Source organism: Arthrobacter koreensis, assembly GCF_009193255.1.
Classification (GTDB): domain Bacteria; phylum Actinomycetota; class Actinomycetes; order Actinomycetales; family Micrococcaceae; genus Arthrobacter_B; species Arthrobacter_B koreensis.
The window spans coordinates 126,152-148,706 of record NZ_WACG01000008.1; the positions used below are offsets into that span (position 1 = coordinate 126,152).

The window sequence follows — 22,555 nt, forward strand, 5'->3', positions numbered from 1 at the left end:
ACACTCCCAATCGACTTCGACGCGACTCGGCCGGCCGCAGGAATCAGCGTTCGTACAAGTCAAATACGGCTTACGGCGGGCCTGGACACGATTGGTCATCTTGTGGAAGCGCTTGCAATCACCGGGTAGAGGTCCTCTAGGATGCAAGGCATGCTCAGCACTATCGCAGCCCCCTCAGTCCAGCTCCCCGGTGCCGGCCTCATCCCGGTCCACGAAGCCAACAGTGACCGGGACCGGCAATGGTGGCGGTCCTCGGTGATCTACCAGATCTACCCCCGCTCCTTCCGCGACCTCCGCGGCGACGGCATCGGCGACCTGCCCGGCATCACCGCCGAAATCCCCACCCTCGCCGAACTGGACATCGACGCGATCTGGCTCTCCCCCTTCTACGTCTCCCCCCAAAAGGACGCCGGCTACGACGTCGCCGACTACTGCGACGTCGACCCCCTCTTCGGCACCCTCCACGACTTCGACAACCTCGTCACCACCGCCAAAAACCACGGCATCCGCGTCATCGTCGACCTCGTCCCCAACCACTGCTCCGACCAGCACGCCCTCTTCCAGGCAGCCCTCGCCGCACCCGAAAACTCCCCCGCCCGGGACATGTTCATCTTCCGCGACGGCACCGGCGAACACGGCGAAAACCCGCCGAACAACTGGCAGTCCCACTTCGGCGGACCCGCCTGGACCCGCGTCCGGAACCCCGACGGCACCCCCGGCCAGTGGTACCTGCACCTCTTCGACTCCTCCCAACCGGACTTCAACTGGGACAACCCCGCCGTCCACGACGAATTCGAACGCATCCTGCGCTTCTGGCTCGACCGCGGCGTCGGCGGCTTCCGCGTCGACGTCGCCCACGCCCTGATCAAAAAAAGCGGACTCCCGGACTGGGGCGGACGCGCCGACGGTGCCTCCTCCGAAGGCTTCCCCGGCGAAGCAGCCCCCATGTTCGGCCAAGCCGGCATCCACGACATCTACCGCTCCTGGCGGAACATCCTCGACGAATACGACGGCGACCGCGTGCTCTGCGCCGAAGCGACCATCGATCCGCTGGACCGGCTCACCGACTGGGTCCGCTCCGACGAAATGCACCAAACCTTCAACTTCGCCTACCTCCACCACCCCTGGGACCCGAACGAACTGCGCCGCATCATCACCACCAGCCTCGAAGCCTTCGACAAGGTCGGCGCCCCCACCACCTGGGTCCTCTCCAACCACGACGTCGTCCGCCACGTATCCCGCTTCGGCCAGGCCCCCGGGCATGCCCGGCCCGGCGACGGCCTGGGCCCGGAGGACTTCCAACCGGACCATGAGCTGGGGCTGCGCCGTGCACGGGCAGCCACTGCCCTCATGCTGGCCCTTCCCGGCGGCGTCTACCTCTACCAGGGCGAAGAACTCGGACTGCCGGACCACACCATGCTCGAACACGTCCATCGCCAGGACCCGACGTATCACCGCACCGGCGGCGAGCGCCTGGGGCGGGACGGCTGCCGCGTGCCGCTGCCCTGGCAGGCCGATGCGCCGTCGTACGGGTTCAGCAGCACCGGCAACTCCTGGCTGCCCCAGCCGGAGCAGTGGCGGGGACTCTCCCGGGACCTGCAGCAGCAGGATCCCGACTCAACCCTGAACCTCTACCGGGATGCCCTGGCCCTGCGCCGGGAACTGAACCTGGGCCACGGGTCCCTGGCCTGGTGGCCGGAACACGATGGCAAGGGCGTGGTGTCCCTGGTTAACGGGAACGTCCTGGCCGTTCTGAACATGGGCTCCGAGTCCGTGGAACTGCCGTCCGGCGAGATCCTGCTCCGCAGCATTCCGGAGGCCGGGAGCAACGGTGTCCTCGCGCCGGACGCTGCCGTGTGGATTCGGCTAGCCTGAGCCAGTGGAACGCAGCGCCCGTGGGGCAGGTATTCGTGAAGTCGCCGCCAGGGCAGGAGTCTCGGCAGCGACAGTCTCCCGGGCGCTGAGCGGCAACGGCAGGGTTTCCGAGCAGACCCGCCGAAAGGTCCGTGCCGCAGCGGAGGAACTGGGATTCGTCATCTCCTACAACGCCTCCTCGCTGGCCTCGGGCCGGAGCCGGAACATCGGAATCGTTATTCCCACGGTGGGACGCTGGTACTTCTCCCAGGTCCTGGAGGGCGCCGCGTCCGCGCTCATCGAGGCCGGCTACGACCTCACCCTGTACAACACCTCTGACGGCCCTGGCCACCGCGAGAGCGTGCTCAAGGAGATGCTCCAGCGCAAGAGGCTCGACGCCGTCATCACCGTAGCGCTGCGCCTCACCGAGGAAGAACTGGAACAGCTGCGCGAGGTGGGCAAGCCGATCGTCGCCATCGGCGGGCCGCTGCCGGAGACGCCGACGGTCCGGGTGGACGAGTTCCACATTTCCGCACTGGCTACCCGCCACCTCATCTCGCTTGGCCATACGCGGATCGCCCACATTGGCGGCGGTGAGGAACTCGAACGCGACTTCCGGATGGGAAGCACACGGCAGGACGGTTACCGCTCTGCCATGGCAGAAGCCGGCCTCACTCCCGAACCGCAGTGGCTGCGCAGTTCCGAATTCAGCGTTGCCGGCGGATTCGCGGCAGCCAAGGCGCTGCTCGCCGATCCCTCAGCCGGTGTCACCGGAATCTTCTGCGCCGCCGACGAAATTGCCGTGGGTGCCATCCTGGCCGCGCGGGAGCTTGGCCTGCGGGTGCCGGAAGACCTCTCGGTCATCGGCATCGACGGCCATGAGCTGTCGGCAGTTTTTGGCCTCACCACCATTCGCCAGGACCCTGCCGGACAGGGAGCCGCCGCCGTCGGCGCCGTCCTGTCCCTTCTGCGCAAGGAGCCGGTGTCCGGCGAACTGCTGCACGGCACCTACCCCACCGAGTTCGTCGTCCGGTCCAGCACGGCAGTGCCGCCCGGATTCACGGGCAGGACCGCAACGTAACTGTGCCTCGGCGGACCGGCTGGATAGGATGACAGAGCCGGGCCTGACCGGAACGGAACGGGGGATAGAGGAACATCCATGCTGGTGTTTTTGTGGGTAGCGGAAATAGTACTTGCCCTGCTGTACTTCGGCCTCGGAGCCATGCGCCTGATCCAGCCCTATGCCAAGCTGGTCCGGGTCCTGCGGTGGCCCGCAGATTTCCCGGCCTGGGGCGTCAAGCTCATTGGCGTGGCTGAAATCCTCGGCGCGCTGGGGCTCCTGCTTCCGGCCGCCACCGACGTGGCGCCCATCCTCACCCCGATCGCCGCCTGCGCGCTGGCGCTAATGATGGCAGGCGCGGTTGCGGTGCACCTAAAGCGCAATGAACGCCAGCGGGTGGCGCTGCCCGCCATCCTGATGGCGGTGAACGTCTTCGTGGCCATTGGCCGGTTTGGTCCCTACCCGGGATGAGCCCCGCCCAGAGCCCGAAGGCCGCGGATCCGGCGGAGGCAGTCACCCGGCTTTACGGCTTGCTTCCAAGCGAGTTCACGGCCTCCAGGAATGCCGAAGCGGCCGCTGCCAGCCGAGGCGGGCATCCCGATCTCGGCAAACGGCTGAAAGCCCTGCCCAAACCGTCCGCCGCGGCTTGGCTGGCCAACATGCTCATCCGCGAAGAAGGGCCGTCCATCTCCAGTGTCCTGGCCCTCGGCGCGTCCCTGCGGGAAGCCCAGGCGGACCTGGACCGGGAAGAGATACGCCGGCTGAACTCCGAACGCCACCGCCTGCTCAGGAGCCTGGCCCGGGACGCACGGGGGCTGGCGGAAAAGCTCGGCAACCCGGTCAGTGCTGCAGTGGCCGCCGAAGTGGAGCAGACCCTCTGGGCCGCGATGACAGACCCCAACGCTGCTGCGGCGCTTGCCTCCGGGCGCCTCGTGCGCGGACTGGAAGCGAACGGCTGGGAGCCTGTGGACCTCGACGGCGCCGTCGCGGATCCGGAGTCTGCCTCACCGCTGGTGTCCGCGGGTGCCAGGAGCAGGCAACCCGGCAGTGCGGATGCCGGTAACGCGCCGGGCAAGGGAACGCCTCGCCAGCAGCAGGCAGCCCGGGCAAAGGCCCGGAAAGAAGCGCAGCAGGAGCTGGCGAACGCCAGCGAAGCCGCGAAGCAGGCTGAACAAAAACTCGCCGAAGTCCAGTCAGAGGTTGACGGCCAGGCGTCATTCCGTGACGGCCTGACCGATGAGATTGATGACCTGCGGGAGCGGATCCGCGAGCTGGAGCGCGAAATCAGCGACCTCGACCGGCGGCGCGGAGCGCTTGAACGTGCCCGGGACAAAGCACGGCGTGAGGCGAGAGCCGCCCGCCGAGCGGTGGAGAAAGCGGAAACGAAGCTGGACTCGCTTCGCTAGCCGGTGTCCGGCCGGGGCCTACCCCTGCAACATTCAGTTCTGGTAGGAACGCAGCTGCTCCTTCAGGGCTCCCTCCCGCAGCAGCTGAAGCCTGAGGGCGCGGGCCGTGGCCATGTGGTTCCGGGCGATAGTGCGGGCCGTATCAGCGTCTTCCCGGTCGATGGCGTCCACGAGTGCTGCATGCTCTTCCAGGGCATCTTCCCACCGCTGTCCTACCGAGAGGGTCGAGTGCGGCGCGTGCACCAGGTGTGTGGAGAGCCGCTCGAGCAGGTCCTGCAGCACTGGATTGTGGGCACAGGCCCACACGGCGGAATGAAATTCAAGGTTGGTCTTGATACGGGTCTGGTCATCGGGATCCTGCAGGCTCCGGTCCCTCTCCAACAGGGCCTCCAGCCGCATCTGGTCGGTAAAGCGGCGGGCCCTGGCAGCCTGTCCGGCAGCTTCTTCCTCCAGCAGGATCCGCATGTCATAAACCTGGATGACCTGCTGCGGATCCACTTGGGGAACCTGCAGGCCGCGTGCCACTCTTTCCAGCAGCCGTTCCTGCTGCAGGCGGGAGAGCGCCTCCCGAACCGGAGTCCGGGAGACGCCAAACCGCTCAGCGAGGTTCACCTCACGCATGGGAGTTCCGGGCGGGTGCAGCCCGGAGAGGATCTCCGACCTCAAAGTCAGGAAGATCGACTCGCCGTCCTTGCGGGAAGATGCCGGTTGGGCCACTGTGAGTTTTCCTTGCGCGAGAGCCGTCAGTAAGGGTCTACGGCAACTTTACGCGAGCGCTCCGGCCCGCCGTCCGAAGACGCATCCGGCTGCAAGGCCCGACCCGCCGGGGTAGTTCGTGCTGAACAGGCCGCCGAGCATCTCTCCCGCCGCGAAGAGCCCGGGGATGGGCGCGCCGCTATCGTCGAGGACACGTCCGTGGGTGTCTCCCTTGACGCCGCCAAAGGTGAAGGTGATGCCGCAGGTAACTCCGAAGGCGTAGAAGGGACCGGTTTCGATCGGGCTGGCCCAGTTGCTCTTCGGAGGCTGGGTGCGGGCCGCCCGGCCATCCAGGACGTTGGGGTCCAGGGGCACGGTCCGGTCGATTGAATTGTTGAACTCAGTGACGGTCTTCTCCAGCTTCTCCTCGCTGATCCCAATCCTGGCCGCCAGCCCGGCAATGGTGTCCGCTGATTCAACTGACACCCCGGGCATGTCGTACTCCTCCGTGCGCAGCATGGGACGCAGGGACGCATCGAAGATTTGGTAGGCGACGGAACCGGGCTGGCGCAGGATCTCGCGTCCGTACTTGGCGTACGTGTAGTTCCGGAAATCGGCTCCCTCGTCGAGGAATCGTTCCCCGTTCCGGTTGACGATGATGCCAAGCGGGTAGCTCTGCCGGGTCAGGCGGTTGGTGAGCTCCCTGTTCGATTCGTTCATCGGGGTGAAGGCGTCCCACTGCACGCTGTGGCAGGTGTTCCAGTCACCGCCGCGGGCAGCACCAATCTCCAGCGCCGCCGTGATCATGTCGCCGGTGTTGCAGGGGGTTCCGCGAACCTTGGCATTTTCCCAGCCGTCGCCGAGGAACTCCCGGCGCTTGTGCGGGTCGGATTCGAATCCGCCGGCAGTGAGGATCACTGATTCGGCGGTGAAGGCGCGCTCCCCCGCGGGCGTCTGCACGCGGACTCCGGTGACGGCACCGTCCCGGGTTATCAGCCCCGTAGCGGCGTGTCCGTAGCGGACATCCACGCCCAGACCGGCTGCAACGCGTGCATGGTCCGCCATCAGCCCCTCTCCGCCACCCACGTTGCCAACGTGCAGTCCACCCCAGAACAGGTAGCTGCCGTCGGAGCGCTGGTACGCCTGGCGTTCATACATCAGCCGATACTTGAGCCCCAGACCTGCCAGCCAGCGCAGGGTGGACTGGGACTCGGAGATAAGGACCCTGGTGAGTTCGGGATCATTGCGCCCCTCCGTCACCTTGGCCAGGTCATGTGCGTAGTCCTCAGCGGTATACGGCGGCACTTCGGTGTCCGGGTGCCGCTCATCGTCTTCGATGAACCCCCGCAGGTCCTCAAGCCCGCCATGGACAATCCGGGTGGCGCCTGCGGTGTAGAAGCTGTTACCCCCGGACAGCTCTTCGGATCCCTTCTCCAGCAGGATGACCTTCCTGCCCCGTTCGGCGGCCGCATGGGCAGCGGTGAATCCGGCGTTCCCGCCGCCGATCACCAGGACATCCGCGTCCAGCTGAGTCTCCTGTGGCATGGCTAAACACTCTCTCTCATCGTCGGCTGAGTTATGTATACAAACTAGCCTATGAAAATACATTGGAGAAGAGTTCCGCACTCTCGAACCGAAATTCAGCCTGCCATATCAGCCAAGTCTGCATATGGCTAGGGGTCTGCGCCGTATTGCAGTGACGTGGATCACGGTATATACATGGACTTCATTGTGTACAAGCAGCATCGACCCCCAACAACCACGACGCTCTTTGGAACAGGACCCATGAAGCTAAACCTGCGCTCCGGCGCCTTCGCCCTGGTTACGGTGCTGGTCACAGTGCTGGCCCTGATCAACGCTGCGTCATCCGGCGGAACCGCCACCGCCCGCAGCAAACTGACCCTGATCGCTCCCGCCGCCCCGGGCGGAGGCTGGGACGGGTTCGCCCGCGAATCCCAGCAGGCGCTGCGGGGCAACGGAATCGTGAACAACCCGCAGGTGGTCAACGTCCCGGGTGCGGGCGGAACAATCGGCCTCAGCCAGTTTGTACAGACCCCTGGACGCGAGGATGCCCTGCTGGTCACCGGCGGCGTCATGATCGGTGCCATCGAACTGGCGGACAACCCGGAGTCCATGGCGGATGTGGTCCCCATCGCCAAACTCGCAGATGACTACGCTGCCCTGGTGGTACCGGCAGACAGCGAGTTCCAGACACTGGATGACTTCCTCGCCGCGTGGATCCAGAACCCCGGCGGCACATCGATTGGCGGCGGCTCCCTCGGATCCATCGACCACCTCCTCAGCGGACTGCTCGCCAAGGAAGTTGGCCTCGATCCGAAATTGGTGAACTACGTGGCCTACTCCGGCGGCGGTGAGGCGCTAACCTCCCTGCTCTCCCACACCACGGCAGCGGGTATGTCCGGCTACAACGAGGTAGCTGACCAGATTGAGGCCGGTTCCCTGCGGGTATTGGCAATTTCCTCCGAAGAACGCCTGGACGGTGTGGACGTTCCCACCTTTAGGGAACAGGGGGTGGACGTAGCGATGTCCAACTGGCGCGGCGTAGTGGCAGCCCCCGGCATTTCCGACGCCGCCCGCGAGGAATTCACCGCCATTGTCACCGAAATGCGCGAAACAGACGACTGGAAAGACACCCTGGCCCGCAACAGCTGGACAGACAGCTTTGCCACCGGTGAGGAGCTCGAGGAGTTCATATCCGGCGAAGTGGCCACTGCACGCGAGATCGTAAAGGACCTGGGACTATGAGCATCACCGGAAGCAGGCCCGATGCAGGGCGCCGGCAGGGCACGGACAATCCTCCCGCAGCGGAAGGCGGATTCCTGCGGGGCCGAAGCGAACTGCTGGTCGCCGTCGTTCTCTACGCCCTTGCAGTTTTCCTGACCGTGGGCACGGCCACCATGAACGTGCAGGGCTCGGCGACACCCGGGCCACGGTTTTTCCCGGTCCTGGTGTGCATCCTGCTGTACGCGGTGGCCACGGCGCTGACTATCTCGGTGCTGCGCAACCCGAGCGTCCCGGATACCCGCAAGCACCCTGACCACGGGAATTTCTCCGCGGACATGCTCCGTGACCTCGCCGGCCTTCCGGCGGACAGGACCCAGACGGCACCGGCTGGTTCCTGGCGCACTTACTCAGACTGGCGGACCATCGGGCTGGTGCTCCTGGGATTAGTCACCTTCACTGCGGTCCTGAACCTCCTGGGCTGGATCCTCAGCGCAGCATTCCTCTTCTGGATCATCTGCTACGCGCTCGGCAGCAGGCGCCCGGCCTTCGACGCCGGTGTTTCACTGCTTTTCGCGTCCGCAATCCAGCTCGCTTTCAACGCCGGACTGGGGCTCAACCTGCCCTCCGGATTCCTGGGAGGACTTCTCTAGATGGATCAGCTATCCCTGCTCTTCGACGGCTTCGGAGCCGCACTGACACCCATGAACCTGTTGTGGGTACTGATTGGCGCCGTCCTGGGCACCGCCGTCGGGGTCCTTCCAGGCCTTGGCTCCGCCATGGCCGTGGCGCTGCTCCTGCCGGTTACCTTCTCCCTTGATCCCACGGCCGCGTTCATCATGTTCGCCGGCATTTACTTCGGCGGGCTGTTCGGAGATTCGACGGCCGGCATCCTGCTCAACACCCCCGGCAATTCATCCGCGATCGCTTCCACCTTCGAAGGCCACCGGATGGCTAAGAACGGCCATGCCGCCAAGGCACTGGCCACGGCCGCCATCGGAGCCTTCATCGGCGGGCTGATCGCCACCACGCTGGTGGTCTTCTTCGCCCCCACGCTGGTGAAGCTCGCCACCGTCTTTGGGCCGGCGGAGTACTTCGCCCTGGCAGTCTTCGCGTTCCTGGCCATCTCGTCAGTTGTGTCCGAGTCCGTGGTCCGTGGCCTTGCCGCACTGGGCATTGGGCTGGCGCTCGCCCTGGTGGGAATCGATGGTCCCAGCGGCACCGCCCGCTTCACGCTCGGAATGCCCCAGCTCTTCGACGGCATCTCCATCATCGTGATCACTGTGGGACTGCTCGCGCTGGGCGAGGTTTTCCACATTGCCTCCCGTATCCACCGGGATCCGGCCGCGACCCAAATCAAGACCCGCGGGCGTGCCCGCATCAATCTGGGAGACGTCCGCCGGGCGCTGCCGGCCTGGCTGCGCGGTACGGCTTTCGGTGCACCGTTTGGCCTGATTCCGGCCGGAGGTGCCGAGGTTCCCACGTTCCTGGCCTACGGTACGGAAAAGAAACTCGCTGCCCGGCGGAAGGACCCCGAGTTCGGAACCACAGGTTCCATCAAGGGCCTGGCCGCCCCAGAGGCTGCCTCGAACGCGACGGCGGGAACTGCCATGGGTGCGCTGCTCGCGCTGGGCCTGCCCACCTCCGCGACCGCCGCGATCATGCTCGCCGCCTTCCAGCAGTACGGCATGCAGCCGGGCCCGCTGCTCTTCGAACGCAGCGGGGAACTGGTCTGGGCCCTCCTTGCCTCGCTGTTCATCGGGCTGGTGATCCTGCTCATCATCAACCTGCCGTTCGCAACGGTGTGGGCCAAGCTGCTGAACATTCCACGGCACTACCTGTACGCCGGAATCACGGTGTTCTCCATGCTGGGCGTCTACGCCGTCAGTTCCTCGGTCCTTGATCTCTGGCTCCTGATCGCCATCGGCCTCGCAGGGTTCATGATGCGCCGCTTCAACATCCCCCTCGCCCCGGTGCTGATCGCTGTCATTCTTGGCCCGATGGCCGAAACCGAACTCCGCCGGGCGCTGGCCGTCTCTGAGGGGGATCTGGGCATCCTGGTGGGAAGCCCGATTACCATCACCCTCTACCTGGTACTGGCAGTCGCCCTCGCCGTCTCCGGAGTCCAGCATGTGCGGCACCGCCGCACCCGGAAGGATTCAGAACCCGCAGTGCAGGCCGTGGATGCCTGAGGCAGCTAGGCGGGGACCGGCGCGGAGAGCATCCCGAACCGGCTGCTGATCCTGGCCAGGTCGATTTCGTGGGCAATGCCCGGGAACGTGCCCGCGTAGTTCCTGAACCCGAGCACATCCAGGCGGCAGCCGGCGTCGTACAGTACGTCCACGAGGTTGCCGAAGCGCTGCCAGGCAAACGGGTCTTCGTGGGTGGTGTCCGGAACTCCGGACACCACCCAGTGGCGGTATTGGCCGGCCAGCGCCAGATAGTCCGACGCCGCAGAACGGGCCGCGCACAGGTCCCCGAAGGTGAACCAGAGCTGCCCGTCCGCTGCCCGTGCCGCCTTCAGCGCCACCGGGCCCGGAGAGAGCACTGCTGCTTCCTGCGGCTCGGGCAGCCGCAGGCCCGCCGCCGCCAGGCTCGCCGCATCCGGCTCACGGAGATGGTGTCCCGAAGCGAATCCGGCCGTTCCGCGGGGGCGGGTGGAGCGGTAGTCCAGTGTTCCGTCCAGGGCCGCCACCTGCAGCCGGGTGGTGATGAGTTCGATCCCTGCTTCAAACAGGTGGTGGAACATCGGATCCGGCAGCAGCTCGTGCGGCGCGTAGTTCGACGTCGCCACCAGCACGGTTCCGCGTTCCTCCACCTCGCGAAGCAGGCGGGTCACGAAAGCGGCGTCCGCCGGACCGTTGACGTGGAACTCGTCGAAGCAGAGCAGCCTGGCATCGCCCAGCAGGGCGTCCAGCCCGGCGGCGAAGGCAGACTGCTGGGCGAAACCCTTCTGCCCGTATCCCTCGAAGGTCCGGGCATGCAGCTCCCGGAAGAAGTCATGGAAGTGCAGGCGGCGTTTTTCGGCGAGGGGAACGGCTTCGCAGAACGCGTCCAGCAGCCAGGTTTTTCCCCGGCCGGGAGGGCCCCACAAATAGACGGACCTGCCGGGCTCCCCGGAGATGGCTGCTGCCCCGGCGCGCGCAAGCAGCGGAAGCACCGCCAGCTGGGCGGCGTCTAGCTCCAGGCCCTCCGCCCGGGCCGCCTGCCGTACCGCCGAGGAAATCGAATCAACGTGCACGGAGGTCATACACCGGTTATACAGAGTCGTATCGGCGCCTCCAAATGCTCCGCTGTGGCAAGATTTCAGCGTCGGCACAGATGGCTGCCGTTACGTGTCAGGACAGCAGGCAAGGGACAAAGTGCAGCAGTTGTGGGCAGGCCTGGATTTTTGGACTATCAGCCAGGCAACGGCCCTGGTCTCTGCGGTTTTCGGCGTGTTCATCGTGGCGCGGGCGTGCTGGGACAACACGGTGCTGCCGGCGCTGACCGACCATTGCCTTGACCTCACGGCCCGCCGCGCGGATGAACTGCGCCAGCCGGCAGAACAGCCGGACCGGTCTGCGGCGGCGCTGGGCCGGCGCGTAGTCCGTACCCTGACCGACCCGCGGCTGATGATCCCCACCTCTGACGAAGCAGCCTGGGTGCGGAAACAGGAACAGCGCAGGCACTCCCGGCCCTCCCCCGCACAGCGCCGCCGGAGTGCTGAGGCCCTGGCGGGTCTCCTGCGCCGTCCGCACCTGGTCACCGAACAGCAGGCGCTCCTGGCCGAAGCGGCAGCCGGGCTCGCACCGGCGCTAGGCTCCGCGTCTGACTGGGACGAGCTGCGCGCAGCCTCGCGGCAGCGCTTCCGGGAAGCTGCGTCGCTGCTGCGCCCGGGCGCTGTCCGGCGTTTCCTTTCTGTCTTCCTTCCGGCGATGGGCCGTTACCTGGACTTCGTAGGACGCGGCAGCGCGTTGGGTTTGGCCGTGGGAGTCCTTGCCTCCGGCGGGCTGAGCGGGGACAGCACCCTGGTGGGCGTGCTGACCACCATCTGCGGAGTCGGCGGAGCCATTGTCTTCACCGCGACCGTCATCCGCTGTGATGCCCGTTCCTGGCCGGCACCGCGGCGGCAGGTACCGGCGCCGCTTCGCCGGATCTACCCCGAAGCCTCGTTCCTCCTGCGGCTGCTGCTCACGGTTGCTGCCGTCCTGGTGACGGTGTCAATCCTGCGCCAATAGCATCCGGCCCCTCCCCCAACAGTCGAATTACGGCCCGGAAATTCGTGCTAATTATTCGTTCCCAACGGTGGTACGTTCGGAACTCGGGCACGATCCAATCCGGCACCAAGCACGGGAGGAACCATGACTGACCATGTAGCACCCGTATCAGACTGTTCGGTCCACAACTGCGATTTCAACCACGACGGCTGCACCGCCTATGCCATCACCGTGGGCGGTTCCCAGGACCATGCCAGCTGCGCCACGTTCATCGATACCTCCGCCACGGGTGGGCTTCCGAAGGTCCTTGCCACTGTTGGCGCCTGCCAGCGGGAAGAATGCCGCCACAACAACCACCTGATGTGCGACGCACACGATGTGCGGGTGGGTCCCGGCGCCGAGCTCGCTGACTGCCTCACCTACCAGCCGCGTTGACCGGCGCAGTCCGGAACACCGCATGACCGCTGTCCTCCTTGCGTGGGATCCGGTCTGCCCGGAGGCGTGGCAGCCTGACTACCGGGAGGCGGCCGCAATCGCTGCCGACGCCGGTTTCTTCCGGGCGGTCTGGGATGTCACGTCAACGGCGGACAGGATTGAGCCCGGCTCGGATGCCTGGTTCATGGTTCCGGGCGAACGCGCAGGGCTGGCCGGCCACGGAGTGGTAGTTTCCGCTCCCTACGGCCTCGCGGACCCGCAGGGACCACCCGGGACCCGGCTCGTCGATATCGACGTCGACGTGCTGCTGCCCCCGGATGAACTCATCCTTCTGCCGGACCTTCCGGAGGAGATTGCTGCCGCCTGTCCGAAGGACGGCGGCACCGCCGTCGTTAGCCACTCAGCTGGTGAGGATCTGCGCCGGAAATGGTCCCGGCATGCTGCAGCCGAGACCCGCGACGGACTGTTCCCGGGGTCCCTCCCCCAGCAGGCCGTCCGCTGGTCCCTCACCAGCCGGTGGGAGAACGACGCCGAGGCCCGGCGAATCTGCCTTGCCCACCATGGACGGTCCTGTTCGGCCTGCGGGTTGGACCCCGAGGCGGTGTTCGGACCCGACGGCAGCGGAGTCCTGCAGGTGCATCACATTGTTCCGCCCGGCTTCCTCTCGGAGACGTACGTGATGGACCCGGTGACCGATCTGGTACCGCTGTGTCCTACCTGCCACGCTGTGTCCCACCGGGGTTTTCCCGATCCGTTCACTCCGTCTGAGCTAAGGCGGCTGCTGGCCTCCCGGCGCGTGCCCCGGCAGGACCCGGTTCTCCAGGGCAGCCTTCCGTCAGCGGCCCAGCTGCGTGCCGAGGACGACGCCCGAAAACTGCTCGGCCTTCGGAGCAGGCGGAGCCCGGCAGACTAGACTCGGGTATCACCATGAGCATTCCGAACAGCAGTTCCCGTCCGGTGCGCATCGACGCCTGGCTCTGGGCTATCCGTGCCTACAAGACCCGTTCCGCGGCAACGGCCGCCTGCCGGGCGGGTCACGTGAAGCTCAACGGCAACGCGGCGAAGGCCGCTGCTCCGGTTCAGCCGGGAGACACCATCCGGGTGCGGCAGCCCGGCTTTGAACGCATCCTGGAGGTCCGCGGGCTGATCGCCAAGCGGGTGGGTGCCGAGGCGGCATCGCACTTCTTCACCGACCACACCCCCGAACGCCCGGCCGCCCCGGCGCTGGGCATTCCGCAGCGCGACCGCGGCACCGGGCGGCCAACCAAGAAGGACCGCCGGGAGCTGGAGCGGCTCCGGGGCGCACGCTAGCACCGGTCCGCGCCGGGTAGCGCCGGGCAGCGCCGGGCAGCGCCGGAACGCCCGGGCAGCGCCGGAACGCCCGGGCAGCGCCGGAATTCAGAGGCGCCGGGTTTCCTCCAGGCAGGAACGGCACAGACGGCGCTGTCCTGCTGCCTCCCGGCCGCAGACCTGCAGGGCCGGGCGGTTGAATTCCCAGGTCCGCTGGACAACCTGGCACCAGGCAGAGTGGAAGACGGTCCCCCGCCGGGTGACGTAGACCTGGTCCGTCTCCAGCGCGGGAGGAGCCGGTACGGACCGGGCGCGGCTGGCCAGGACCCAGCGGCTGACTGCAGCGCCGGAGGCAGGAGTCAGGACATCGTTAGCGGGCTTCGTTCGCGTGAGTGTGTTGTAAGTCCCCATGCAGGAACTCTAGGAAACCGACAGCCGGTGTCCGCGAAAGATACCCTCATTTTTTGCTCAAGTTCCAGCGCGCCGCGCACTGGAAACCGTGCAGCCGCCTTATCGTGCAGCTTCCTGATCCGCACTCCCTGCCGGATTCCAGCTTCGGGAGCTATCCTGTCGGCATGCTGAAGAGGATAGCCCGCAGGATTGCCGCGGCCGCACTGGTGCTTTTCGCCCTCACATCCGGGCTGGTGGTACTGGGCATCTATTCCCTCCTCTCCTTTGCGTCCTGGGCGGTCTTCGATGCTGTGCCCCCTGCGTACACCTTCGCCCTGGCATTCATCATTCCGCCGGCCGGCATCGCGGCCCTTGCCGGCCTGGGAGTTGCCGCAGGCCGGTCCACCCGCATCCTGAGGGCCCGGCGGAACCGGCGGACCATGGCGGCCGCAGCGGCATCTTCCTGGGATCAGGCCCACAGCCGGAGGGACGCGGCGCTGGTTGCCTGGTCCCGCTACGAGACGGATGTTTCGCTGCTCATCGAGTACCCGCTCATGACCGACTACAGCGACCCGGTGATCCGGGAGGTTATCGTGACCATGCAGGGCATCCGCGAAGCTGAGCGCGGCACGGACCCCCACAAGCTGCACGCCGCCGTCGACCGTTTCGAGGTGGCGCTGCGCACGGCAGAGAACTATGCCCGCCGCTGCGGACAGTCCCGCCTCACGGATGCAGAACGCGGAAAACTGGCAACCGCCCGGTCCGCCCTGAATCTCCTGCTCGACGGCGGCGCCTCACCAACCGAGGTCGAGGGGGCCTACCGGAGCCTGCGCCGTTCCCTGAAGGGGATTATCGACCTGCCTGCCCAGGCAGCCGCAGACTTGGATGCGCGGGCCAGGGATGCCCGGCGGCTGGGCGCGCTTCGGGTAGCCGGATAGCAAAAACGGCCGAAGGTTCGTCCCTGGACGGGACAGGTCTCCCCGAAACCCCTGATGGGGAGTACGTTGTGACCCATGACGCCAGAGCCAGCACCCCGCCCCGGAAGCAAGGGTGCCACAGACGCGGCGGCCGCAGTCCCCCGGGAACAGGTCCGGCGCGAGTTCGGGCTGTACACGGCCGCTGAACTCGCCGGGCGGCTGAATTTTGGCGGCACCGAGAACGCGCGGGCGAAAAACCTCACCGGCAAGGCCCCGGTGCTGGCGCTCACGGACGGCGGGGGGGTGCTCTACCCCGGGTTCCAGTTCGACGAGAAACGGGCCCGTATCCTTCCTGCGGTCAAGGACATCATCCGGTTGGGGCGCTCGTCCGGCTGGCGGGACGAGGATTTGGTCAGCTGGTTCTTTCGCGCTAACCCGCTGCTCGACGGCAAGCGCCCGGTGGACCTCCGGGAAGACGAGGAAAGGGTCCTCCCGGCGGCGGAAAAGGACCTCGCCCGCTAGCCGCGGGGAACGGAAAGTTCAGCCGCGGTGACGAAAGCCGTCGCGGAGCCGGGGTCTATTTCGGTGAGTCCGGCGTCGACAATCAATGGACCGGCACAGCGGCCTAAGCGCAGCTCCCCGAAGCGTGCCGCCGGAACCTCGGTGGCCGCGGCATCCGGGTTGGCCGCGAACGCCGCGGCCTCCTCCGGACCAAGCTCGAGGTACCAGGCAAGGAGCGCGTGGGCGGCCTGGGCTGCTGCCTTGCCGGTGGACATTTTCAGTTCCTGGTTGAGGACAATGAGCGGGCTCCCCGGCCGGGCCGGCACGGGAGCTCCGGCGGGAAGCTGGGTCCCTGATACCTGCAGGGAGCGCAGCGCCCGCGGCATGTCTTCGTAGCGCTGCGGTTCGAACGCGGCGGCCGCTGCCTTGCCGACCACCACCGTTCCGAAGGGCGCATCCGCGGTGAGCTTCGCAAAGGGTTTGGGGCCGGCCCGGCGTACCGTCTTGGTGAAGCGTCCGGCCATCCAGTCCGCCCACTGCTCGTCGCTCTCCCTGCGGGCAAACGCCAGGACGCAGGCCACGGCGGCTGCGGCCACGGCATCGGTGTGCGCCGCCGGGTCTTCCTTGTCCACGCGCAGCAGGATGGGCTGAACCGTATCGCTGAGTTCCACTCCTCCACTCTCCCATGGGTCCCGGCGCCGTGCTGACGGGGGTTCGTTCCCCGGGGATACGATGAGCTGGTGAGTGTTGAACAAGCCCTTCTTGGCTTCACCGCCGTCGCCGTCCTTTTGACTGTCCTTCCGGGCCTGGATTCGGCCATGGTGCTGCGCTCGGCCATCAGCCAGGGTCCCCGCCATGCCGTCGCCACCGGCCTGGGCATCAACACCGGCGCGTTCGCCTGGGGCGCGGCCGCCGCCGTCGGGATCTCCGCACTGCTCACGGCATCCGAAACCGCCTACACTGCGCTGAAGCTGGCCGGTGCCGTCTACATGCTCTGGCTCGGGAGTTCCCTGCTGTGGAAGTCCTTCCGCCGCAGCCATGCCCCCGTGCCTGTGAACGGGGTCCCGGTGCCTGCCGGTGAACGGCTGTCCACCGCGTGGGCCAAGGGGCTGGGGACCAACCTGCTCAATCCCAAGGTGGGCGTCTTCTACATCGCGATGATTCCGCAGTTCATGCCTGCAGGGGTCTCGCCCCTGCTCATGGGCCTGGCCCTCGCCGGAATCCATGTGCTGCTGAGCTGCGTGTGGTTCGGGCTCATCATTTCGGCAGCGCATCTGGCCCGCAGGGTCCTGCAGGCTCCGCGGTCAGTGAAGATCACTGACCGGCTGACCGGGCTCGCCCTGCTCGGGTTTGGCACCTCCCTGGCCGTGAAGCACTAGCGGCTACCGGCGGTAACAAATCGGCAACGCACCCCTTATGGGCTCCTGACTAGGGCAGACGCATCCATGGGGCTCCTGCTAGGTCTGTAGGGACGGAGCGAAGACGCTCCGCCCCCACACGATAAAGGAGCACTGCATGAAGTACCGCCTGCTGTCCGTTTTCGCTGCCGCCGCACTCCTGGCCACCGGATGCTCTGCCCCTGCGGACGAGCCGACGCCTGCCACGGAAGAGCCCGGCACGGAGTCCCGGCTCGCGGCGATCACCGATCGCGGTTCGCTGAAGGTCTGCACCACCGGCGACTACCGCCCCTTCACGTACAAGGATCCGGACAGCGGGGAGTGGAGCGGGATCGACATTGCGATGGCTCGTGACCTCGCTGCCAGGCTGGACGTGGACGTTGAGTTCGTGCAGACCACGTGGAAAGACCTGATGCCCGACTTCCTGTCCGGCTGCGACATCGGTGTGGGCGGTGTTTCAATTTCGCTGGCCCGTGCCGAGCAGGCGTTCTACACCGATCCCGTCCTGGACGACGGCAAGACACCGATCACGCTCTGCGGCAAGGAGGAGCTTTATGACACCGTGGAGGAGATCAACAGTCCCGGTGTCCGGTCCATCACCCCGATCGGCGGAACGAACGAAATCTTCGCGGACACGAACTACCCTGACGGCGAGATCATCCGCTTCGAGGACAACAACACCATCTTCGATGAGATCGTCGCCGGCAGGGCGGACGTGATGACCACCGACGCCGCGGAGGTGAAGTGGGTGGCCAACGAATACCCCGAACTTTGCGCGGTGGACCCGGACAACCCGTTCAACTTCTCGCAGAAGGCCTACCTGCTGCCGCTCGGGGACACGGTCTTCCAGGAGTACGTCAACCAGTGGCTGAACCTTGCCGAAAATGACGGCACGTACGACGCCGCCAAGGAACCCTGGTGGGGCGAGGCCGAGGGTTAAGTCCCTGACGCGCTGAAGTACTCCAGCACCGCGGGGCTCTGCCAGATCTCCGCGTACTTTGCCTGCAGGTCATAGAGCGAACCTCCATGCACGGTTTCATCCCGGTCCCCGACGGCGTCGGCCACCACGATCGGGATGAAACCATGCTGCACCGCATCCACGGCGCTGGCACGGATGCAGCCGCTGGTGCTGGTCCCCACGATCACCACGGTGTCCACGCCCCAGGTGTGCAGCAGCGAGGCGAGGTCCGTGCCGAAGAACGCGCTGGCGTACTGCTTCACCAGCACGGTTTCCTCGTCCTGCGGAGCAACTTCCGGCATGATCCGGCCCAGCTCGCTGTCCCCGATCAGCAGCCGCAGCGCCGGGATCTTGTGGATAAAGACCCCGCCGTCCGCGCCGTCGGGCCCGTAGCTGACCCGGGTGTGCAGCACCGGGACACCGTTGGCGCGGGCCGATTCAAGGACCTGCGCGGCGGTGTCCAGGAACTGTTTCTCCGGCAGGCACAGGGGACTCTGCGGATCGAAATAGGCGCGCATCAGGTCCACGGACACCACGGCCGGGGTGTTCCCCGGCGCCAGGGTGCCGTCGAAACCGTCCGCAAACGTCATGGCATCACCACCGGGGCGGACGGAGCTTTCAGACCGGTTTCCGCTTCGGCGTTGGCCAGCAGGTCCGCCAGTTCGCCGCCGCGGTTGAACAGCGGCAGTTCTTCCGGGCGGCCCTCGCCCAGCTGCCCGCGCAGCGCAGCGGTTGCACCGGCGTCGAGCTCTCCGTCTCCGGAGCAGACCACGCCGTAGGCCCGGGCGCCCTCAGGAGTCACCAGCCCCCGTCGAACTTCCTTGCACACCAGCTCCGGGTCCCGCTGCAGCGGGTCCCCCCAGCCGCCGCCGCCCCAGGTGACGAAGTGCAGGACGTCTCCCGGCGCCACGGACACATCGTGGACTTTGGAGGGCAGGACAACGGTGGAGCCGTCCGCCTTGTCGATCCATTTCCGGCCGCGGGCGCCGGGTTCCCCGCCGCGCACGCCCCAGGGGTAGGTGAGCCAGCGGTCGTCGTGGATGGCGATGGTTCCCGGTTCCAGGAAGCGGTAGGCGACGTCGACGCCGTTGCCTCCGCGGTGCAGCCCTGCGCCTCCGGTGTCCGGAATGGTTTCCCAGCGGTCGATCACCAGCGGGTAGTAGGACTCCAGGTACTCGCACGGGATGTTGGTGAAGGAGGGCCAGAGCGAGTGCCCGTCCGGTCCGTCGCCGACGGGGCGTCCCGGGATTCCGCCGAAACCGATCGAGTAGAGCTGGAACCATTCCCCGCTGCGGTCCCCGGAGCTGTAGTTCCCGGAGTACATGAAGTGCGGCGAGGAGGAGAACCCGGCTCCGTTGAGCAGGTCCGGGTTAGCCTGCCCCAGCAGCCCGCCGAAGAGGTCGAAGAGCCGGCCGATGCCGTGGTTGCGGCCGTTCAGGGCCGCCGGGTAGCGCGGTTTCCAGAAGGTATCCTCGGGGATTTCGACGTCCACCAGCGGATAGAAGCCGTCATTCCAGAGGATCTGCGGGTCCGCGACGGTGATCATGTAGATGCCGAAGAACATCCGGATCAGGTTTTCGTTGATGTAGTAATTGATCGGGCCCTGGGCCTGCGGGCTGCTGCCGGTCAGGTCGATAAGCACCTTGTCCCCGGTGCGGGTGATGGTCATCTTCAGTTCGTACGGGCCGAAGCCGCGCCCGTCGTCGTCGATGTAGTCGGTGAAGGAGAGCGGTTTGCCTTCCTCGAAGACCATTGAAAGCAGGGTCTTCATGGCGCGGTAGTTCCGGTCCAGCAGGGCGTTCAGCGCCGAGGTGTAGGTGTCCACTCCAAAGCGGGCGCACATTTCCTGTACCCGCCGGGAGGCGGTGCTGCAGGCGGCAACCAGCCCGTTCAGGTCTGCCCGGTTCCAGTCCGGCTTGCGGACCTGGTTCAGGATGATGCCCAGTGCCGTGTCATCCCGTTCTCCGCGCCGGTAGAGCTTGAACGGCGGGATCACCACGCCTTCCTCGAAGATGGTGCGCGCGTCGGTGGGCATGGACGCCGGTGTCTTGCCGCCGACGTCGGTCATGTGGCCGAACTGCGAGGCCCAGCCAACAATCCGGCCCTCGTAGAAGATGGGCATGACCACCAGCCAGTCATTGGCGTGGCTGATCGCCGCACCGCAGGAGTACGGGTCCGAGGTCATCAGGACGTCGCCCTCCTCGATCGTCCCGTGGAAGTTCTCCAGGAAGTCCGGAATGGAGAGGCCGAACTGGCCCACGATCATTTTGCCGCCGGGGTCCGCGATCAGCGGGAACTCGTCATGCTGCTCCCGGATCCCGGGGCTCAGGGCGGTCCGGAAGAGTGTCTCGTCCATCTCGTACCGGGCGCTGCGCAGCGCGTTTTCGATCAGGTCAAGGGTGACTACGTCCACGTCCACCGCGCGCAGCGGCTCGGTGGCGGTTTCCACTAGCTGGGCCATGGGGGGCTACTCCTTCGAATCTGCGGGGCGGATGAGCAGGCTGCCGTGCGGGTGCACGGTGGCGGCGTGGCCGGGCAGGACCAGCGTGGTGGAGTCCATTTCGGCAATGATGGCCGGGCCGGGCACAATGTTCCCGGCCAGCAGGCGGTTCCGGTCGTAGACCACGGCCCCAACCGTTTCTCCGTCCACGAAGAGGCTGGTCCGGGTACGTTCCGCAGCGGACGGGTCTTCTCCGCCGGATTCCAGGGTGATCGAGGCGACCTCAGGGTGTGGTCCGTTGACCGTGGCCCGGACCGTGACGAGTTCGTGCTCGTTGTCCAGCAGGAAGGAGAAGAGCCGTGAGTGCTCGGCGTCGAACGCTGTCCGCAGGCCGGCGAACCCGGCACCTGCCCCTGCGGCGAAAGCCGCGTAGTCCAGCGGCACCGGGATCTCGAAGCCCTGGCCGTGGTAGCGGACGTCCGCCGAGTAGCCGACGGTGAGGTCCTCTTCCCCCAGTCCCGCGGCGAGCAGTGATTCGCGGGCGGTGGCGGCGAGCTCATCGAGCAGGCCGGCCAGCTCGGAGTCGGTGAAATCGCTGAACGGGCGCACCAGGGTGCGGGCCGCTTCATCCCGCAGGCTGGTGGTCGCGTCCCCGTAAGCGGAGAGCACTCCCGGGGAAGGCGGAATGATCACCGGCCATGCACCGGTGAGCTTGCCGAGCGCGTTGGCGTGCAGCGGACCGGCGCCGCCAAAGGCAACCAGTGCAAAGTCCCTGGGATCAAACCCCTGCTGGGTGGACACCAGTTTCAATGCACCGAACATGTTCTCGTTGACGATGTGGACGATTCCTTCGGCGGCCCGCTGGACATCGTTCAGCCCAGTGGCATCGGCGATGGTTTTCACTGCTGCGGCCGCGGCCTCGGTGTCCAGGCCGATCTCGCCGCCGGCCAGCTCGGCGGGCAGGTAGCCCAGCACCACATTCGCGTCCGTCACCGTGGGTTCAGTGCCGCCGCGCCCGTACGACGCCGGCCCGGGGGCGGCTCCGGCGGACTGCGGACCGACGCGCAGGGCCTGGGTCAGCGGCGGGACGTGGGCGATCGATCCGCCGCCTGCGCCCACGGTGCGCACGTCGACGGAGGTGGCACGGACGGTGAGGTCACCCACCGTGGTTTCGCGGCCGATCCGCGGCTGCAGGTTCTGCACCAGCGCTACGTCCGTGGAGGTCCCGCCCATGTCGAAGGTCAGGAAGTCGGTGTAGCCGGCCTGTTCGGCGGCCCAGGCGGCGCCGGTGACGCCGCCGGCCGGTCCGGAAAGCAGCAGGGAGACCGGGTTGTCGGCGGCAACTGCGCCGGAGACGAGTCCGCCGTCGCTGCGCAGGATGGAGAGCTGGGCGTCCATGCCGGCGCCGGTGAGCTGCTCATCCAGGCTGCGGACGTACCCGGAGACCTGGCCCTGCACGTAGGCGTTGGCAACGGTGGTGATGGCGCGTTCGTATTCGCGCAGCTCCGGCAGCACCACGGAGGACCTGGAGACCGGAATGCCGGGCAGTTCCTCTGCTGCTATCCCGGCAATGCGTGCTTCGTGCTCGCCGTTGGCGTAGGCATTGATCAGGCAGATGCTCAGGGCTTCAACGCCATTGTTCCGCAGTTTGGCGAGCTGGCGGCGCACGTCGTCTTCATCCAGTTCCGTCAGCACCTCCCCCGTAGTTGAGACGCGTTCGGTTACCTCGACGGTGTCCTCGAGGTCTGCCAGCGGCTCCGGCTTGGGCCAGATAATCCAGCCGGCCAGACCGCCGGGAACGAAGGACCGGGCAATCTGCAGCACCTGCCGGAAACCCCGGGTGGTTACCAGGCCAACCCGGGCGCCCTTCTGCTCCAGGATCGCGTTGGTGGCAACTGTGGTTCCGTGCAGTACGTCCTTGACCTCGGAGGGATCAACACCGGCTGCCGCGCAGACCTGCTGGATCCCGTAGAGGACCCCCACGGACTGGTCCTGTGGGGTGGAGGACGTCTTGTAACGGTGGGTCTGGCCGGTGTCTTCATTCACCAGCAGTATGTCCGTGAATGTGCCGCCCACATCCACGCCTAGCCGAAACGCCATCAGTTCTCCTTGGGGATGGTGCCGCGTCTCTCCGAGGGGAGATACGGCGGAGGGAATCCGAGCCGGGCAGTGCCCGAGTGTTAGGTGGGTCACATTCGTGGGATCAGGCTAGGTGTGCACACGGGTGCTGTCAAGGGATTGCATACAACTGCTCTCATCGCTTTGAGCAC

General features: G+C 66.6%; 23 protein-coding genes. 15 read left to right on the plus strand and 8 right to left on the minus strand.

The window, feature by feature from the left end:
• Positions 1-150: 150 nt before the first annotated feature.
• The 4 genes from GD628_RS15585 (at position 151) to GD628_RS15600 (ending at position 4,320) form a co-directional block, all read left to right on the plus strand.
• Positions 151-1,875, plus strand: a complete 1,725-nt coding sequence (locus tag GD628_RS15585) for a glycoside hydrolase family 13 protein (RefSeq protein WP_193313296.1) — start codon at positions 151-153, stop codon at positions 1,873-1,875.
• A 4-nt stretch (positions 1,876-1,879) separates the two neighbouring features.
• Positions 1,880-2,935, plus strand: coding sequence for a LacI family DNA-binding transcriptional regulator (locus GD628_RS15590; RefSeq protein WP_152275324.1), 1,056 nt, complete (start codon positions 1,880-1,882; stop codon positions 2,933-2,935).
• Between the two features lie 78 nt (positions 2,936-3,013).
• Positions 3,014-3,385 carry a DoxX family protein gene (locus tag GD628_RS15595; protein WP_091607862.1) on the plus strand — a complete coding sequence of 124 codons (372 nt, stop codon included), beginning with the start codon at positions 3,014-3,016 and terminating at the stop codon, positions 3,383-3,385.
• Entirely contained in the window at positions 3,382-4,320 is a 939-nt protein-coding gene (locus GD628_RS15600; RefSeq protein WP_152275325.1) for a hypothetical protein, read from the plus strand. Before GD628_RS15595 ends, GD628_RS15600 begins: the two co-directional genes overlap by 4 nt.
• 33 nt (positions 4,321-4,353) lie before the next feature.
• Here GD628_RS15600 and GD628_RS15605 read toward each other — a convergent pair whose 3' ends face one another.
• Entirely contained in the window at positions 4,354-5,037 is a 684-nt protein-coding gene (locus GD628_RS15605) for a GntR family transcriptional regulator (protein ID WP_152275326.1), read from the minus strand.
• Positions 5,038-5,085: 48 nt separating this feature from the next.
• Positions 5,086-6,561, minus strand: a complete 1,476-nt coding sequence (gene tcuA, locus GD628_RS15610; RefSeq protein ID WP_091607870.1) for an FAD-dependent tricarballylate dehydrogenase TcuA — start codon at positions 6,559-6,561, stop codon at positions 5,086-5,088.
• A gap of 240 nt (positions 6,562-6,801) precedes the next feature.
• On the opposite strand from tcuA, the gene GD628_RS15615 reads away from it, so the two are divergent.
• Genes GD628_RS15615 through GD628_RS15625 form a run of 3 tightly spaced genes read left to right on the plus strand, consistent with a single transcriptional unit; the run spans position 6,802 to position 9,950 of the window.
• The gene (locus GD628_RS15615; RefSeq protein WP_091607873.1) at positions 6,802-7,782 is read left to right on the plus strand and encodes a Bug family tripartite tricarboxylate transporter substrate binding protein; all 981 of its coding nucleotides are present in this window, start codon (positions 6,802-6,804) and stop codon (positions 7,780-7,782) included.
• On the plus strand, positions 7,779-8,411 hold the full coding sequence (locus GD628_RS15620) for a tripartite tricarboxylate transporter TctB family protein (RefSeq protein WP_152275327.1): 633 nt from the start codon (positions 7,779-7,781) through the stop codon (positions 8,409-8,411). Before GD628_RS15615 ends, GD628_RS15620 begins: the two co-directional genes overlap by 4 nt.
• Positions 8,412-9,950 carry a tripartite tricarboxylate transporter permease gene (locus tag GD628_RS15625; protein ID WP_091607879.1) on the plus strand — a complete coding sequence of 513 codons (1,539 nt, stop codon included), beginning with the start codon at positions 8,412-8,414 and terminating at the stop codon, positions 9,948-9,950.
• Positions 9,951-9,955: 5 nt separating this feature from the next.
• Here GD628_RS15625 and zapE read toward each other — a convergent pair whose 3' ends face one another.
• Entirely contained in the window at positions 9,956-11,008 is a 1,053-nt protein-coding gene (gene zapE / locus GD628_RS15630; protein WP_091607881.1) for a cell division protein ZapE, read from the minus strand.
• A gap of 112 nt (positions 11,009-11,120) precedes the next feature.
• Between zapE and GD628_RS15635 the strand changes: the two genes are divergently transcribed.
• The 4 genes from GD628_RS15635 (at position 11,121) to GD628_RS15650 (ending at position 13,703) form a co-directional block, all read left to right on the plus strand.
• The gene (locus tag GD628_RS15635; RefSeq protein ID WP_141653702.1) at positions 11,121-11,978 is read left to right on the plus strand and encodes a hypothetical protein; all 858 of its coding nucleotides are present in this window, start codon (positions 11,121-11,123) and stop codon (positions 11,976-11,978) included.
• 123 nt (positions 11,979-12,101) lie between these two features.
• Positions 12,102-12,392 carry a DUF1540 domain-containing protein gene (locus GD628_RS15640; RefSeq protein ID WP_091607887.1) on the plus strand — a complete coding sequence of 97 codons (291 nt, stop codon included), beginning with the start codon at positions 12,102-12,104 and terminating at the stop codon, positions 12,390-12,392.
• Positions 12,393-12,414: 22 nt separating this feature from the next.
• Positions 12,415-13,305, plus strand: coding sequence for an HNH endonuclease (locus tag GD628_RS15645; protein WP_152275328.1), 891 nt, complete (start codon positions 12,415-12,417; stop codon positions 13,303-13,305).
• 14 nt (positions 13,306-13,319) lie between these two features.
• Positions 13,320-13,703, plus strand: a complete 384-nt coding sequence (locus GD628_RS15650; protein WP_152275329.1) for an RNA-binding S4 domain-containing protein — start codon at positions 13,320-13,322, stop codon at positions 13,701-13,703.
• Between the two features lie 87 nt (positions 13,704-13,790).
• Here the strand turns inward: GD628_RS15650 and GD628_RS15655 are convergent, their stop codons facing one another.
• Positions 13,791-14,093 (minus strand): hypothetical protein, encoded by a 303-nt coding sequence (locus GD628_RS15655; protein ID WP_091607895.1) that lies wholly within the window; start codon positions 14,091-14,093, stop codon positions 13,791-13,793.
• A gap of 164 nt (positions 14,094-14,257) precedes the next feature.
• On the opposite strand from GD628_RS15655, the gene GD628_RS15660 reads away from it, so the two are divergent.
• Positions 14,258-15,010 (plus strand): hypothetical protein, encoded by a 753-nt coding sequence (locus tag GD628_RS15660; protein ID WP_152275330.1) that lies wholly within the window; start codon positions 14,258-14,260, stop codon positions 15,008-15,010.
• Positions 15,011-15,085: 75 nt separating this feature from the next.
• Positions 15,086-15,511 (plus strand): hypothetical protein, encoded by a 426-nt coding sequence (locus GD628_RS15665; protein ID WP_152275331.1) that lies wholly within the window; start codon positions 15,086-15,088, stop codon positions 15,509-15,511.
• Here GD628_RS15665 and GD628_RS15670 read toward each other — a convergent pair.
• The gene (locus tag GD628_RS15670; protein WP_226802594.1) at positions 15,508-16,161 is read right to left on the minus strand and encodes a peptidyl-tRNA hydrolase; all 654 of its coding nucleotides are present in this window, start codon (positions 16,159-16,161) and stop codon (positions 15,508-15,510) included. The genes GD628_RS15665 and GD628_RS15670 overlap by 4 nt on opposite strands.
• Positions 16,162-16,230: 69 nt before the next feature.
• Between GD628_RS15670 and GD628_RS15675 the strand changes: the two genes are divergently transcribed.
• Both GD628_RS15675 and GD628_RS15680 read left to right on the plus strand, forming a co-directional pair.
• The gene (locus GD628_RS15675) at positions 16,231-16,869 is read left to right on the plus strand and encodes a LysE family translocator (protein ID WP_152275333.1); all 639 of its coding nucleotides are present in this window, start codon (positions 16,231-16,233) and stop codon (positions 16,867-16,869) included.
• Between the two features lie 136 nt (positions 16,870-17,005).
• Positions 17,006-17,827 carry a transporter substrate-binding domain-containing protein gene (locus GD628_RS15680; RefSeq protein WP_152275334.1) on the plus strand — a complete coding sequence of 274 codons (822 nt, stop codon included), beginning with the start codon at positions 17,006-17,008 and terminating at the stop codon, positions 17,825-17,827.
• On the opposite strand, the gene GD628_RS15685 is transcribed toward GD628_RS15680, so the two are convergent.
• Genes GD628_RS15685 through GD628_RS15695 form a run of 3 tightly spaced genes read right to left on the minus strand, consistent with a single transcriptional unit; the run spans position 17,824 to position 22,385 of the window.
• Positions 17,824-18,435, minus strand: a complete 612-nt coding sequence (locus GD628_RS15685) for an isochorismatase family protein (protein ID WP_152275335.1) — start codon at positions 18,433-18,435, stop codon at positions 17,824-17,826. The genes GD628_RS15680 and GD628_RS15685 overlap by 4 nt on opposite strands.
• Positions 18,432-20,306, minus strand: a complete 1,875-nt coding sequence (locus tag GD628_RS15690; protein WP_152275336.1) for a hydantoinase B/oxoprolinase family protein — start codon at positions 20,304-20,306, stop codon at positions 18,432-18,434. The genes GD628_RS15685 and GD628_RS15690 overlap by 4 nt, the downstream gene beginning before the upstream one ends.
• A gap of 6 nt (positions 20,307-20,312) precedes the next feature.
• Positions 20,313-22,385, minus strand: a complete 2,073-nt coding sequence (locus tag GD628_RS15695) for a hydantoinase/oxoprolinase family protein (protein ID WP_091607914.1) — start codon at positions 22,383-22,385, stop codon at positions 20,313-20,315.
• Between the last annotated feature and the right edge of the window lie 170 nt (positions 22,386-22,555).

What these genes read in the sequence shown, in the direction of transcription:
- GD628_RS15585 (WP_193313296.1), top strand. Translation starts at nt 151, where the DNA reads ATGCTCAGCACTATCGCAGCCCCCTCAGTCCAGCTCCCCGGTGCCGGC.
- GD628_RS15595 (WP_091607862.1), top strand. Translation starts at nt 3,014, where the DNA reads ATGCTGGTGTTTTTGTGGGTAGCGGAAATAGTACTTGCCCTGCTGTAC.
- GD628_RS15600 (WP_152275325.1), top strand. Translation starts at nt 3,382, where the DNA reads ATGAGCCCCGCCCAGAGCCCGAAGGCCGCGGATCCGGCGGAGGCAGTC.
- tcuA (WP_091607870.1), bottom strand. Translation starts at nt 6,561, where the DNA reads ATGCCACAGGAGACTCAGCTGGACGCGGATGTCCTGGTGATCGGCGGC.
- GD628_RS15615 (WP_091607873.1), top strand. Translation starts at nt 6,802, where the DNA reads ATGAAGCTAAACCTGCGCTCCGGCGCCTTCGCCCTGGTTACGGTGCTG.
- GD628_RS15620 (WP_152275327.1), top strand. Translation starts at nt 7,779, where the DNA reads ATGAGCATCACCGGAAGCAGGCCCGATGCAGGGCGCCGGCAGGGCACG.
- GD628_RS15625 (WP_091607879.1), top strand. Translation starts at nt 8,412, where the DNA reads ATGGATCAGCTATCCCTGCTCTTCGACGGCTTCGGAGCCGCACTGACA.
- zapE (WP_091607881.1), bottom strand. Translation starts at nt 11,008, where the DNA reads ATGACCTCCGTGCACGTTGATTCGATTTCCTCGGCGGTACGGCAGGCG.
- GD628_RS15640 (WP_091607887.1), top strand. Translation starts at nt 12,102, where the DNA reads ATGACTGACCATGTAGCACCCGTATCAGACTGTTCGGTCCACAACTGC.
- GD628_RS15645 (WP_152275328.1), top strand. Translation starts at nt 12,415, where the DNA reads ATGACCGCTGTCCTCCTTGCGTGGGATCCGGTCTGCCCGGAGGCGTGG.
- GD628_RS15650 (WP_152275329.1), top strand. Translation starts at nt 13,320, where the DNA reads ATGAGCATTCCGAACAGCAGTTCCCGTCCGGTGCGCATCGACGCCTGG.
- GD628_RS15655 (WP_091607895.1), bottom strand. Translation starts at nt 14,093, where the DNA reads ATGGGGACTTACAACACACTCACGCGAACGAAGCCCGCTAACGATGTC.
- GD628_RS15660 (WP_152275330.1), top strand. Translation starts at nt 14,258, where the DNA reads ATGCTGAAGAGGATAGCCCGCAGGATTGCCGCGGCCGCACTGGTGCTT.
- GD628_RS15665 (WP_152275331.1), top strand. Translation starts at nt 15,086, where the DNA reads ATGACGCCAGAGCCAGCACCCCGCCCCGGAAGCAAGGGTGCCACAGAC.
- GD628_RS15680 (WP_152275334.1), top strand. Translation starts at nt 17,006, where the DNA reads ATGAAGTACCGCCTGCTGTCCGTTTTCGCTGCCGCCGCACTCCTGGCC.
- GD628_RS15685 (WP_152275335.1), bottom strand. Translation starts at nt 18,435, where the DNA reads ATGACGTTTGCGGACGGTTTCGACGGCACCCTGGCGCCGGGGAACACC.
- GD628_RS15690 (WP_152275336.1), bottom strand. Translation starts at nt 20,306, where the DNA reads ATGGCCCAGCTAGTGGAAACCGCCACCGAGCCGCTGCGCGCGGTGGAC.
- GD628_RS15695 (WP_091607914.1), bottom strand. Translation starts at nt 22,385, where the DNA reads ATGGCGTTTCGGCTAGGCGTGGATGTGGGCGGCACATTCACGGACATA.